General features: G+C 66.9%; 9 protein-coding genes. 7 read left to right on the forward strand and 2 right to left on the reverse strand.

Going from position 1 to position 14,268, the window contains the following annotated elements; translation table 11 throughout:
- Positions 1 to 197: 197 nt before the first annotated feature.
- The 7 genes from ACZ4W9_RS06125 (at position 198) to ACZ4W9_RS06155 (ending at position 12,493) form a co-directional block, all read left to right on the forward strand.
- Positions 198 to 4,037, forward strand: a complete 3,840-nt coding sequence (locus tag ACZ4W9_RS06125) for a DEAD/DEAH box helicase family protein (RefSeq protein ID WP_467933524.1) — start codon at positions 198 to 200, stop codon at positions 4,035 to 4,037.
- A gap of 14 nt (positions 4,038 to 4,051) precedes the next feature.
- Complete coding sequence (locus tag ACZ4W9_RS06130; RefSeq protein WP_467933685.1) at positions 4,052 to 5,572, forward strand: restriction endonuclease subunit S; 1,521 nt, start codon at positions 4,052 to 4,054, stop codon at positions 5,570 to 5,572.
- Between the two features lie 98 nt (positions 5,573 to 5,670).
- On the forward strand, positions 5,671 to 7,200 hold the full coding sequence (locus ACZ4W9_RS06135) for a class I SAM-dependent DNA methyltransferase (protein WP_467933525.1): 1,530 nt from the start codon (positions 5,671 to 5,673) through the stop codon (positions 7,198 to 7,200).
- Between the two features lie 371 nt (positions 7,201 to 7,571).
- The gene (locus ACZ4W9_RS06140; protein ID WP_467933527.1) at positions 7,572 to 9,080 is read left to right on the forward strand and encodes an HsdM family class I SAM-dependent methyltransferase; all 1,509 of its coding nucleotides are present in this window, start codon (positions 7,572 to 7,574) and stop codon (positions 9,078 to 9,080) included.
- A gap of 62 nt (positions 9,081 to 9,142) precedes the next feature.
- Positions 9,143 to 11,296 (forward strand): AIPR family protein, encoded by a 2,154-nt coding sequence (locus ACZ4W9_RS06145; RefSeq protein WP_467933528.1) that lies wholly within the window; start codon positions 9,143 to 9,145, stop codon positions 11,294 to 11,296.
- 523 nt (positions 11,297 to 11,819) lie between these two features.
- Positions 11,820 to 12,083 (forward strand): CopG family transcriptional regulator, encoded by a 264-nt coding sequence (locus tag ACZ4W9_RS06150; RefSeq protein ID WP_467933529.1) that lies wholly within the window; start codon positions 11,820 to 11,822, stop codon positions 12,081 to 12,083.
- Entirely contained in the window at positions 12,080 to 12,493 is a 414-nt protein-coding gene (locus tag ACZ4W9_RS06155; protein WP_467933531.1) for a type II toxin-antitoxin system VapC family toxin, read from the forward strand. Before ACZ4W9_RS06150 ends, ACZ4W9_RS06155 begins: the two co-directional genes overlap by 4 nt.
- Positions 12,494 to 12,497: 4 nt before the next feature.
- Here the strand turns inward: ACZ4W9_RS06155 and ACZ4W9_RS06160 are convergent, their stop codons facing one another.
- Both ACZ4W9_RS06160 and ACZ4W9_RS06165 read right to left on the reverse strand, forming a co-directional pair.
- Positions 12,498 to 13,736: an MFS transporter gene (locus ACZ4W9_RS06160; protein WP_467933532.1), complete on the reverse strand. Its 1,239-nt coding sequence runs from the start codon at positions 13,734 to 13,736 to the stop codon at positions 12,498 to 12,500.
- 114 nt (positions 13,737 to 13,850) lie between these two features.
- On the reverse strand, positions 13,851 to 14,246 hold the full coding sequence (locus ACZ4W9_RS06165) for an ArsR/SmtB family transcription factor (RefSeq protein WP_467933533.1): 396 nt from the start codon (positions 14,244 to 14,246) through the stop codon (positions 13,851 to 13,853).
- Positions 14,247 to 14,268 lie beyond the last annotated feature (22 nt).

Here is a 14,268-nt window from a genome sequence, read left to right on the forward strand (position 1 = left end):
CGTGGACGGGATCTTAGGGCGTTGCCGCAGGTGGGCACGCGGACCGCGCCTGGGCAAGACCCAACGGTCCAAGATCCAGAACGTGCCATGGATCGCGCCAGCCAAGCGAACCCCAGATGACTGGCTTCCCATCAGCTAGCCGACTGCTGGTGTCGGTGGTGAGCCTATGCTGTTGGGTGCTCGACGCAGGGGGTGTCTTGAACAACAGGGTTCACAGTTTGATACGAGGCGGTCGCCTTCCCCTGCCCCAAGAGCCGAAAGTCACCGAACACCTTCCCTTCAGTTTGTCAGTAATTCACTCGCGATCACGCTGCACAAACATCGACGACCTCCCGGAAAGGCGGTATCGCCTCATGAGCAGCGCAGGCGGGGCGCCTCATACACCAGACCCCCGACTCGTACGCCTGGCCGAGCGGTCCCGCAACTTCGGGTTCCTGCTGCCGCACCTTCCGCTGCTCGTCGCGTACGGAACTGCGGCCGAGAGCCAAGTCTTCAGCGACCCGAACACGTCACTGATCAAATCTCGCCAGTTCGGCGAGGCCATGGCCGCCGACCTCGTCAGCCGGGGGCGCGTCCGCGTGGAGGGCGGCACCCAGTTCGACCGATTGCGGGCACTGGACCGGGAGGGGTATCTCCATGGCGATGTAGAGACCGCCTTTCACGAGGTGCGCACGCTCGGTAATGACGCGAACCACTCGGGACTCGACAGCGCCGATGACGCCTTCCGGGCCCTGCGCACTTGCTTCCGTCTCGGGGTCTGGTACCACCGGCTGCTCACCGGCTCGCGCGCGCAGTTGCCGTTCGTGCCACCCAGCCCCGACCGAACCCCAGCCGCCGAGAACGAGCGCCTGCTTCAGGACGTCGCCCAGGCCCGCAAGGAACTCGAACACGCCCGCCTCAGCTACCACGACCAGGCGTCCCAGGCCCAGGCCGAACAGGCCGCCCGTAGCGCCGTCGAGCGCGAGCTGGCCCAGGCGCAGGCCGAGCGTGAGGAGCTGGCCCGCGCCGTCGCGGCCATGCAGGACCAGCTCAAGGAGTTCCAGGCCGCCGCCGAGGCCACGCGAATCGGCCGCAGCCGTGCCGACCGCACCGACCGATCCGCCGCGTCGGCCGCCGTCGCCGAGCGCGCCCGTCTCCTCGACAACGCGGAGCAGGCCTCCCGCGAACCGCTCACCGAAGTGCAGGTCCGCGAGCGGCTCGACGCGATGCTCAGAGCGGCCGGATGGGACGTCCAGGACGGTGGCGCGGACCTCAACCTCCACGTCCAGGGCGACCGGCGGGGCAATGGCGTCGCCGTCCGCGAGGTCACCACCGCCCGGGGCCGCGCCGACTACGCCCTCTACGTCGACCGCATGCTCGTCGGCGTCATCGAGGCCAAGCGCGAGGGCGCCGACCTGTCCGCCGCGGAAGCCCAGGCCGACCGCTACGCCGACCATCCCACCGACGCTCAGCAGCGCCTCAACGCCTGGCGCACCCCACTCCCGTTCCGCTACGTGAGCGACGGCGGCGAGACCCGCTTTCGGTCCGTCCTGGACCCGGACTCCCGTACCCGCCGCATCTTTTCCTTCCACCAGCCGCGCACCCTCGCCCGCTGGGTCCGCCAGGCCGAGGAGGACGAGCAGGCCCCCAGCTACCGGGCTCGGCTGCGCTGGCGCATGCCCGACCTCGACGAACGCCCGCTGCGCCCCGCGCAGATCAAGACGGTGCGTGGCGTGGAGGACTCGGTGGCGCTCGGCAAGGGCCAGCAGGGGATGGGGCAGTCTCGTTCCCTCGTCCAGATGGCCACCGGCGCCGGCAAGACGTTCACGGCCGTGACGTTCTCGTACCGGATGCTCAAGTACGCGCGCGCCGAGCGTGTCCTGTTCCTCGTCGACCGCAACAACCTCGGTGTGCAAGCCTTCGCCGAGTTCGAGAACTTCAAGACTCCCGACACCGACCGAAAGTTCGCCGACCTCTACAACGTCCAGCGTCTCGGCGCAGAGGGCATGTTCGCCTCCTCCAAGGTCGTCATCTCCACCGTCCAGCGCCTCTACATGGAACTGACCGGCGCGAGCCTGCCGGGCAGCGACCGCGGCGACGGCGAGATCGACTATGGCGTCGACGTGCCGGGCGGCATCCAGGTTGGCTACAACGCCGACATCCCTCCGGAAGCTTTCGACCTGATCATCGTCGACGAATGCCACCGCTCCATCTACGGCAAGTGGCGCTCCGTCCTTGAATACTTCGACGCTCCCATCGTCGGCCTCACCGCCACTCCTGTCGCTCAGACCTTCGGCTACTTCAACGGCAACCTGGTCAGCGAGTACTCCTACCAGGAGGCGGTGGCCGATCGTGTCAACGTCGACTTCTCCGTCTACGAGATCGAGACGCGGATAACGGCCGAGGGCGGTGTCATCGCGCATGGCACCATCCCGGTCCGCGACCGCCGCACCCGCCGCCAGCGCTACGAGGACATTGACGAGGACATCGAGTACGGCGCCAACCAGGTCGGTGTCGGAGTCATCAGCAAGGATCAGCTGCGTACGGTCGTCCAAACCTTCCGCGACCGTCTGTTCACAGAGATCTTTCCCGAGCGTGCGAAATATGACCCGTCCACGGGCGCGCTGCGGTGGGACGAGATGTACGTGCCCAAGACGCTGGTCTTCGCTAAGAACGACAACCACGCGGAGGAGGTCGTCGAGGTCGTCCGCGATGTCTTCGGCAAGGGCAACGACTTCTGCGCGAAGATCACCAGCGCGGCCCGCAACGCCTCCGATCGTCTCGCGGCCTTCCGTAACCTTCCTGAGCTGCGCATCGCAGTCACCGTCGACATGATCGCCACGGGCACGGACGTGAAGCCGCTGGAATGCCTGCTGTTCCTCAGGGACGTCAAGAGCTGGGCTTACTTCGAGCAAATGAAGGGCCGCGGCGCCCGGACCTTGTCCTTGACCGACTTCGAAAAGGTCACCCCTGGCGTCGGCCCCAAGACCCGCTTCGTGATCGTCGACGCGGTCGGCGTGACGAGGAGGCCTAAGGTCGACGCGGCACCGCTGGAACGCCACACCGAGAAGCAGATCAGCCTGGAGAAGCTGCTCCGCAAGACCGCCGCGAACACCATCGAAGAGGAAGAGGTCTCCACCCTCGCGGCCCGCCTCGCCAAACTCGACATCCAGATGACGGACGAGGAGCGCGTCGAGATCCGGCGGCTGAGCGGTGGGCTAGAGCTGAAGAAGATCATTCACGGGATGGTCGAAGCCGTCTCCGCGGACCGGCAGCTGGAAGTCCGAGAGGCCGCCGAACGCGCGGGCCGTAATCCCAAGCGCGCGGTACGCAACCTCATCGAGCAGTCCGTCCGACCTCTCGCCGCGACACCGCCGCTGCGCGCCCGCCTGCTGGAGATGCGGCGCGCGAAGGACATCCTCTATGACGAGAACGGCACCGACGAGCTGCTTCGCGCGGGGGCCGTGGCCGACGATGAAGACGCGGCGACGGAGACGGTCCGCGACTGGCGCCGCTACATCGCGGAGAACCGTGACGAGATCGCGGCGCTGTCCGTCGCGTTCAGCGCCGGCTCCGACGTGCCGCCCGGCGTCGCCATGGACCGGCTCAAGGACGTGGCGCGCAGCATCGCCCGCCCGCCGCGCGCGTGGACTCCGGACAGGCTGTGGAAGGCGTACGAGAAGGTCGGTGAGGCGGTGACAGACGGAGCCCAGCGCAAGCACACGGCCTCCGATCTACTTGCCCTGCTCCGCTACGAACTCGCGGGCGGCGTCGCACAGGGCGCCCCGGCACCCCGCCCGCACGAGGAGTTCGTGCGGGAGCGCTATCAGGCCTGGATCGCCCGCCAGGAACAGGCGGGCGCGCGTTTCACCGAACAGCAGCGCTGGTGGCTCGACCGCATCGCCGCGGCGACGGCCGAGCGTGTACGCTTCGACACCGCTGACCTCGATTACGCCCCTTTCACCTCGCGCAACGGCACGGACGGATTCCTCGCGGAATTCGGGGGGGCGCAGGCGGAACACATCATCAATGAGCTGGACAGGGAGCTGAGCGCGTGACGACCGACTCGGGTGTGAGGCCGGGGGGTTCGGGCTCCGAGAGGGATGTCGCGGACGCGGGGCGGCTGCCTGCGGGGTGGGTTCGAGCCACCATCGGTGAGTTGTGCGATGTGAATCCCCGGGGGTTTGATGAGGAACCCGGCGATGATGAGCTCGTCTCACAGGTGCCCATGGCCTCCGTCGAAGCGGAGACTGGAAGCATGGATGCGTCGACTCAGGTTCGATATGGCGATTTCAAGAGGAAGTCACTGACCAGGTTCCAGGAAGACGACGTACTCTTCGCGAAGATCACACCCTGTATGGAGAATGGGAAGATCGCGAAGGCGCGAGGGCTGGCAGGCGGGCGAGCTCTGGGAAGTACCGAGTTTCATGTGCTGCGAAGTCGAGGGGCTGTTCTCCCTGAATACCTGATGCACTTCTTGCTGCAACGGCATGTTCGTCGTGCGGCGGAACATCACATGACCGGTGCTGTAGGCCAACGCCGCGTGCCACGCCCTTACCTGGTTGAGCTGGAGATCCCTGTACCGCCCCTCGCCGAACAGCACCGCATTGTTGCCAAGCTGAACGAGCAGTTGGCGTATATCGCAACCGGCATGGTCGCAGTCCAGGCCGCACTAGCCAGCTCTGAAGTCCTGAAAAACCAGATTACGGGGGGCGGCGCGTGCGGTGGGCTTGACGGAGTTGATCGGTTCCCTGCTCTGATCGAACCCGCAGATGTCGATGACGGAACGCTTCCAGATCTCCCAGCAGGATGGCGGTGGAGGCGCCTTGGGGAGATTGCGGACGTCGTCGGCGGGGTCACCAAAGACAGTAAAAAGCAAAGCGATCCTGAATATGTTGAGGTTCCGTACCTGCGGGTCGCAAATGTTCAGCGCGGGCGAATTCTGCTCGATCGAGTTGAAACTATTCGGGTTCCCGCAAAGAAGGCCGAATCACTGAGGCTCGAAGTCGGAGACGTCCTTCTCAACGAAGGGGGAGACCGCGACAAGTTGGGCCGTGGATGGATATGGGAAGGGCAAATCGAGAATTGCATTCACCAGAATCATGTCTTCCGTGCTCGAATTGCAGGGAATGCACTGGATCCTCGGCTGCTCGCCTGGCACGCTAACACTTTTGGCAAGAACTGGTGTGACCGCAATGGGAAGCAGACAGTGAACCTCGCTTCCATCAGCCTCCGGCGAATCAAGCTGTTGCCTGTACCGGTTCCGCCGAAATCTGTACAAGGAGATTTGGTCAAGTCGATCGAGAGCCGTTTGGCGGAAGTCGAGACTGCCCGGCAAATGGCTCAGGAAGTATCCAGGCAGGGGGAGAACCTGCGTGGTGCCCTTCTACGCGCCGCTTTCACGGGGGCCCTTGTGGCACAGGACCCCGACGACGAGCCTGCTTCCGCCGTCCTCGACCGAATTCGTGCTCAGCGGGCTGCTGGGATCAAGCCGGCCAAGCGTAAGCGGACACCTCCCACGACTGCCCCCGCCGCCCCTCGGGCCTCCGGCCGACCGGTCCCCTCTGGCATCCAGGAAGCACTTCCCCTGTGAGCACCATCATGAGCAGCAGTACTGGCAAGCCGACTCCCGCTGATTCCGCTGGAGTGGCGGCCTCTGCGGTACCCGGCACGACTCCCGTCCCTCGCGCCGTGGAACCGAACACCAAGGCCGCCCCAGCAGCCCCGGCTACCACCTCTACCTCAACCCTCGTCAACCGCCTCTGGTCGTACTGCGAGCTGCTGCGCCACTCCGGCGTCTCCACCCTCGACTACGTCGAGCAGCTAACCTACCTTCTCTTCCTGAAGATGGCCGACGAGCGCGCCAACCGCCCGGCGGCTTTCCGTCGTAATGCCCCCGAGAAGCCTCTCGTTCCCGAGGGGAGGGACTGGAAGAGTCTTATCACCCGGTCCGCTGAGGCCCTGTTGGACCACTACGAGTTCATCCTCAAGGACCTTGGTCAGCGCGGCGGCACTATGCTCGGCGAGGTTTTCACCAAGGCGCAGAACAAGATCCAGGAACCCGCCGTTTTGGAACGTCTGATCAAGGATCTGATCGACCCCTACACCTGGACCACCGAGAACCAGGACCTCAAGGGCGACGCCTACGAAGGCCTCCTCCAGCGCGGCGCCGAGGACCGCAAGACCGGCGCCGGCCAGTACTTCACACCCCGCCCGCTCATCGACGCCATGGTCGACTGCGTCCAGCCGAAGCCCGGTGAGACCATCACCGACCCGGCCTGCGGTACCGGCGGCTTCCTCATCGCGGCGCACGCCCACCTCGTCCAGAACTACGAGGACGAGCTGTACGGCGACAAGGGCCGCGCTCTCCAGAGCGGCGCGATCACCGGTTACGAACTCGTCCGCGAGACCGGCCGCCTCGCCCTGATGAACATGCTGTTGCACGGCATCGGAAGCTCCGAGGCCAAGCCGCTCATCACCATCCAGGACTCTCTGGCCCGCCCGCCGAAGCGGCACTACGACATCGTGCTCGCCAACCCGCCCTTCGGCGTCGGTTCGGTGACCGGTGAGTCGTACACCTCTCGCACCGACTTCTGGGCGCCGACGACGAACAAGCAGCTCAACTTCGTCCAGCACATCTACAACCTGCTGAAGACCAACGGCCGAGCCGCCCTCGTCCTCCCCGACAACGTCCTCTTCGAAGGCGGCGCCGGCGAGACCATCCGCCGGAACCTGCTCAACATCTGCGACGTCCACACGCTGCTGCGTCTGCCCACCGGCATCTTCTACGCCAACGGCGTCAAGGCCAACGTCCTGTTCTTCGACAAGACCGGCCAGCGCACCGGAGGCCGCCCCGGCACGCGCGAGCTCTGGGTCTACGACTTCCGTACGGACCAGCGCTTCACTCTCAAGCAGCGCCAGCTGGGCCGCCAGCACCTCGACGACTTCGTCGCCGCGTACCACTCCGGCGGCACGGACTTCAGCAAGCGCACCCCGAGTGACCGTTTCCGCGCGTACGACTACGATGAGCTGATCGCTCGGGACAAGGTCAACCTCGACCTCACGGTACTCAAGTCCGACGCCGCCGCGACCACGGAGTACGCGTCACCGGACGTGATCGCACAAGAGATCGTCGACGAACTCGAAGTGGCGCTGGCCCAGTTCACGGCCGTGGCCCGTGCACTGAAGAAGGACGTGCCGCCGTCAGCCGACAGGGATTAGAGGCAGCAGACGGGTTGGCGGTTCACTGAAAACCGCCAACCCGTCTGCTGTTCGCCTCTTTCCAGTGTGGTGACTTCGTTCCGCTCGTCGCTGAGGTGGCGGGTCACGGACACGCCGGTCGGCAAGCAGGTGTGTTGCTGGATTCCGATTCAGTAGGAGAGCTGGGTCAGGCAGGCCGAAAAAAGTACTGCTCGGGGTTCTGGACGCCGTACTTGCGCCTACCCTGGAAGGGAGTTGATCGCCTGCGGCCCGATCGGCCGGTTCCGATGTGTTCTAGGAGCGCTTCGTCATCGGATCCGGCGCTGCCGGAACAGGGGAGTGGCCCGTCGGCGTATCACACTCAGATAGGGACGTTCGAGAACGGGTGGGGCATGGCGACGGAACGCGAGAACATCGGGGCGAGAGGGCCGGAGGGGCACTGGACGGCCGACGGTATCTTCCGGCGCTGGCAGCGGTTCTTCGAACAGAAGCCGAGCCTCAAAGGGCTGACCCGGCTGGAGTTCACCGAGCACATCGCTTATCTGCTCTTCCTCAAGCTCGACCACGAGCGCGCCCAGCGGACGGGAGTGTTCGCGAGCCCGCCGATCGCGCCAGCGGGCAGTTGGCCGAGACTCGTACTCGCCGGCGGTGAGGATCTGCACCGTGCCCTGACCGAGCTGATGGCAGAACTCGGCAAGCCGAACCCGCAGGATCCACGCCGGGCTATCGCGAGTGTTCTCTTCCACGACTCCCGCCCCTGGCCGGCCGATAAGATGGCGGATCTCGGGCGGCTGATCGTCGAGGAGTTCGACCCGTACCGTTGGTCGGACGTGCGCCGGGATGAGCTCGGTTCCGCCTTCTCGCTGTTGATAGCCGACTGCCGGGACGACATCAGGGCCAAGCGGGAGACAGGCCAGTTCCTCACCCCGCCCCATCTGCTCACCGTGATAGCCAAGGCGCTCGCGCTGACTCCACGGGACCGGGTCGTCGACACGGCCGTCGGGGTCGGCAGCAGCCTCATCGCCGCCCACCGCGAGATGGCCGCGCACGGGGGCCGGGTGGACGCCGCCGCCATCGCGGGCGCCGACATCGACGTACAGATGTGCCGCCTGGCGACGATGAACGTCCTCCTCAACACCGGGCGTCAGTTCCACGACGTACCGCCGATACTGCGCGCGGACTCGCTAGACACGAAGGAACGCCTGGTGCACCGGTACGAGCGAGACGTGGCCGCCACCGTCGCCATCTGCAACCCGCCGTTCAAGAGCAACGTCGAGGCGAACACCGAGCGGCGGGACGACTTCTGGGCGCAGAACGCCGCGCTCCCCGCCAACTTCCTCCAGCATCTGGCCATCACTTTGCCGCAGGGGGCCAGGGCAGCCGTCTTCGTCCCCGATGGTGTGCTGTTCCATGGCGGAGCGGCGGCCACCATTCGCAGGGCACTCCTGAGGAACTGCGACGTGCACACGCTGCTGCGACTGCCGACCGGCATGTTCCACGACACCGGCTCCAAGTCGAACGTGCTGTTCTTCACCAAGTCCGTCCTGCGCCCGAACGGTGATCCGGCCACCGACGAGCTGTGGGTATACGACGCCCGCGACCGGCACCACACCGACACCGAGAACCCGCTCACGGAGAATGACTTCGCGGAGTTCCTGGAGGCGTACCGGCCCGGAGAAGAGGGGCGCGCGGAGCGTGTCGAATCGTCGCGCTTCAAGCGGTACGACCGTGATGCCGTGCGCAAGATACTGGACAGCAGCACTGCCAGCCTCGACTTGAAGGCGCATCCCGCCGACGCGACCGACGACTTCGGCGACCCGCGCGAGATCGCGCAGTCGATCGTGGACCACCTCGGCGACGCACAGAGGAGCTTCCAGGTCGTACTCGACTCGCTCAGCTGACCTCGGCCCCCGTGCCACCCTCTTTCGTCGCTATCGCTTCCCGTCAGCCATACAGGAAAACCATGAACGCGATTCCCCAACACCCCGCCGTGCCCGCCCCGGTCCGCCAAACCGCGCGCGCCTTTGACATAACGTACTCCGGCCTTATCGACGTGAGCGACTTCGGTAACCGTCCGCCGGAGAAGATCCAGCCCGCGTTCCGCTCCCGCGCCCTGGCCGCGCACGCAGTGCGCATCATGACCGGATGGACCCCCGAGCGGGCGGCCGACTGCGTCATCGACGGCGGCCAGGACCAAGGGATCGACGCCATCGCCATCGACGAGGCGAACGCGCACATCTACCTCGTGCAGGCCAAATGGAGCCCCGAGGGGACGGCCAAGGCGGACGAGACCGCGGTGCACAAGCTCTTCGCCGGGCTCACCCTCATCGATTCCGGGGAGGCGGCCCAGTTCAACCCCCGCGGCCAGATACTCGCCAAACGGGCACATGACCTGATCGGCGAGAAAAGCACCCGAATCACCCAAGTGATCGCCCTCATGGGCACCAAGCCTCCTTCGCCGGGCGTGCTGCAGGTCATCAACAACGGCGAGAAAGAGTTCAACTCCCACGGTGAGTACGTCGACCATCGCTTCCTGCACGCCCCTGACATCCACGCCCTGGTGCTGAAGGACCAGCAGAGCGAGCCCGTCACACTGTCGGCGACGCTCCACCCCTGGTTCAGCGTGCCCTCGCCTTACCTCTCCTACGAGGGCGTCGTACAGGCCGAAGAGGTCGCGACCTGGGTCGAGCACGGCAACGAGCTGTTCGTCCGCAACATCCGCGACCCGCTGGGGCTCACCCCCATCAACAAGGAGCTGCTGGACACGCTCACCGGCGAACCGTCCCACTTCTGGTACTTCAACAACGGCGTCACCGTCCTGTGCGACTCCCTGGAAGCGGTGCCCGGATCGCAGAAGTTCCCCGAGCGCCATCCCGTCCGCATCACGGCCAAGGGCGCCAGTGTCGTGAACGGCGCACAGACGGTGCGTTCTGTCATCGACGCCGCCGAGCAGTCCGACGAAGCGGGACTCGCCCAGGTCACTGTCCGGTTCATCGTCACTGGCGGCGACACCGAGTTCGCCAACCGCACCACCCAGGCCACCAACCGGCAGAACCACATCACCGAGCGCGACCGCATCGCCCTCGAACCCGTCCAGGCGGTGCTCATCAAGGAGTTCCGTGCCGAACTCGGCCTCGTATACAGCGTGCGCCGCAGCGAACTCGAACCCCAGGACGACGAGGGTTGTTCCGTGGTGGAAGCCGCGTGCGCGCTCGCCTGCGCCCATAGCGGCAGCCGGTTCGCGGCCAGGCTCGTCGCATCCGGCACCACCGACGTGCTGTGGGAACGGGGCGGTAGCGGTATCTACGACCCTCTCTTCCGGTCCGTGCCCAGCGTGTACGAGACCTGGAACGCCGTGAACGTCCTTCGGGCGGTGCGTACGGCTCTGCGTGTGGAACGCGAACAGTACGCCGGGCGAGCGGCTGCCGTCATTGACGACGGCACGTTCCTCATCACCCACCTGGTGTTCCGGCAACTCCTTGCCCAGGACGCCGGCATGGGCGAGCCGGACCAGTCGCTCACCTGGGCCGCCGAAGCCAAGGAGCAGGTGCCCGACCTGGTCAAGCGTGTCGTCCCGGCGCTCGTACAGGCTCTGGACGGAGTGGGAACCCGGTCGAGTCTGCAACGCGTGTGCGCCGATCCGGGGCAGGCCGCCGACCTCGTGACCGCGACCCTGGCAGCGCTCGAAGGCGGCGGGACCGAAGACGCCGCCGCGCAGTACCGGCGCGAGGAGAACAAGCCCCGCAAACGCCGCAGGCCCAACGCGGTGCACGTCATCGTCGACAAGGGCGTCTTGGAGGAAGGGGCACCGCTGCACCTCGCCCTGTACCTGCAGCCGGAGAAGGACGCACTCGCCGCATGGCTCGACGCGAACCCGCGCCGAGCACTCGCGAAGTGGACCAACACCAACCGGGCACGCCCGATCGTCTGGGCTGCCGACGGCAACGCGTATTCGCCCAGTGGGCTCATCGCACGGATGTGGGAGCTGGCCGAATGGGAAGGACGGCCCGTCTCGAACCAGGGCACCGCCCGCTGGGCCACCCAGGACGGCGAAACGCTCGCCATCCTCGCCCGGAGACTTCTTGACGGTATGGAGGAAGAGAAGGACGCCGAGTAGCCGCCAGAGCAGGGGAATTCTACGGCCGTAAGGCGGACTCCGCGTTTGTGGTTACAGCGAGCGCTATTTAGGCACGATCGAGAGGCGGCTATGAGCGTCGTATAATTCCGAAAGTTCTTGCACAACTCTAGCGCCGTGTTCACCCGAGTCTGAACGGTCGAGGTCAGGGGGGAGGATGTCGACCACGGCCATGCACTTCGCATGTAGTGCAAAAAGAGTCCTTGCCTGCTGAGATACAGGTCAAGGACTCTTTTGTTCTGAGAGAAGGGGACATCATTCCGAGAATCGCGCGGAGTCGGCCCAGCTTGATCGCGTGACGCACCGCACGCCGCACATCACGGCCGGGCCCAGCAGGTCGTCCCAAGGGCGCGGAGGACCGTTCGTATCAACGAATCCCAAACTGCGCGGCTGCCGAACTCCACATGGCAATCACTGGCTGCCTCCAGGTCAACGCGCCGCCTTCGGCACCATGCCGACCACAGCGGGGCGCCCAACCGGGATGGTAATGGGTAGGATGAGTAGCATGAGTGATCCTACCGGCAAGTACTCGATCACCATGCCGCGCGACATCGCCGAGGCGGCCAAGGCCCGCAGTGGGCCCTCCGGTCTGTCCGCCTACGTGGCCGCGGCCGTCGCTCGTCAGATCGAGCGCGACAACCTCAACGAACTCATCGCCGTCGCCGAGGCGGAGCACGGAGCGGTCACGGACGAAGAGATCCAATCGCTGCGCGACCAGCTCTCCCAGGCGCGGCGCGAGCAGGCACGGCGCGGAGCGAGCGCCGCGTGACCCGTTCCCCCGCGGTTCCCGGCGGCACCCTCGTCCTGGACTGCGAAGGGCTGGCCAAGGCCGTCCTGCGCGATCGTACGGTCACCGCCTGGCTCGCCTTGGCGCGTGCTGACGATCTCCGCGTGATCACCTCGGCGGCCACCCTCGTCGAAGTCGTCCACCCCCGCGTCAACCGTCCGGCCCTGGAGTGGACGCTGTCCCGCCTGGTCATCGAACCGGTCACCGAGCCGATCGCCCGCCACGCGGCTACTCTGCTCGCCGACGCCGGCCTGCACGGCCACAAGTACGCCATCGACGCCATGCTCGCCGCCACCGCCTTGGCCTCGCCCGGGCCGGTCACGATCCTCACCTCCGACCCGGAGGACCTCGCGATGCTGTGCGGCACACACGCCACGGTCGTCAAGACCTGACGGTTCAGGTGCTTCGGCCCGTCGATTTCTCGTGGGCGGAGGTCCGGCTCGGAGTCTGTTCCGGGGTGGGGCCCGCTGTGCGCATGCGGGCGTAGGAGTAGACGCAGGCCGCCAGGGCCAGGTCGGACAGGAGCATGTAGGCGATGGAGTAGGAGGACTTGGCGCTGTAGACGGCGCCCATGACCAGGGGTGGGACGAAGCCGCCGAGGCCGCCTGTCGCTCCGACGATGCCGGTGACGCTGCCCACCTGGGGCTGGGGGGTGACCCGGGAGACCAGGGCGAAGACCGAGCCGCTGGCCGTGCCGAGGCCCGCCGCCATCAGCAGGAGGCAGACCGTGGCGGTGGGGACCAGGGCCGGGTCGAAGGACTGGAGGATCGCCAGGACCGCCACCAGGCCGAGCGCCCACGCCGTGACGATCGCCGGGTGGACGCGGTCGGCGAGCCAGCCGCCGAGGGGGCGGAAGATCACCGTGACGAGGGCGAAGCCGGCCGCCCGGGTGCCGGCGTCGGTGGGGGTGAGGCCGTACCAGGTGCGCAGGTAGGTGGGGAGGTAGACGCCGAACGCGACGATGCCGCCGAAGCCGATCGCGTAGAGCGCGGACAGTTCCCAGGTGACGCGGAGGCGGGCGGCCTGGCCGAGGCGTGTGGCCAGTGGCGTCGAGGGGATCTGACGGCCGGGGCGGTCGTTGATCAGGAAGGCGGCCAGCACGGCGTACACCGCCAGCGCGATCGCCATCACCAGGAACGGCAGGTTCTCGTCCCGGTGGTACATGCGCGGGGTGAGGAAGCCGGACAGCGCCACCCCGCCCATGCCCATGCCGAAGATGCCGAGGGCCGCGCCCCGGTGGGCGGGCGGGAACCAGGAGTTGACCAGTGGCACGCCGATCGCGAACGTCGTGCCGCCGAGGCCCAGTACGAAGCCCACCAGCAGCAGGGCCACGTATGACGAGCGGGCCGGGATCAGGAGCAGTACGGGGATGATCGTCAGGGCGCTGGTCAGCGGGAACATCAGGCGGGCGCCGTAGCGGTCGGTGAGCGCGCCGACCGGGACCCGGCCGAGTGAGCCGACCAGTACCGGGACCGCCACCAGGAGGGACTGGGCCGAGGCCCCCATGCGCAGGCGGACGTCGAAGTCGCCGGCGAGCGGGGCGATGAGGTTCCAGGCCCAGAAGGTGAGGGTGAAGCCGACGGTGGCCATGACCAGGTTGCGCCAGGCCGCCGCGGAGGGTCTGTCACCGGTCATCGCTCACACTCCCAGGAGGTCGGCCGCCTGACTGCCCCTCCCCTCGCGACGACTTCCATGGTCGCGGACCGGGTCGCGGTCCGCATCCCGGGCACCCCGGTGAGCCGCGCCGGCTCAGTCGCCCTCCGGCGGGGTCCACGCGGCGACGAGGTCCAGCAGGCCGGGGAAGCGGGCGTTCAGGTCGGCCACCCGGACCTGGCTGCGGCGCTCCAGTCCGTACTGGCGCTGCCGGGTGACGCCCGCCTCGCGCAGGGCCCGGAAGTGGTGGGTCAGCGAGGACTTGGGGCGGTCCAGGCCGAACCAGCCGCAGGTGTGGTCGTACTCCTGCGACTCCAGGAGGAGTTTGCGGACGATCCGCAGTCTGAGCGGGTCGCTGAGCGCGCCCAGCACGGTTTCCAGCCTGATGTCGGCGACGGCCGGCTCGGGCAGCGGGTCGGGGAGGCCGGGGGGTTCCGGCCGCTCCTTGATGCCCACGGCCGGCTGGGTCGCTTCGGTGCTCTGCCCGGTCATGCGGCTCCCTCTCGCGGACTTT

It is taken from the genome of Streptomyces sp. NPDC029296, assembly GCF_055569255.1.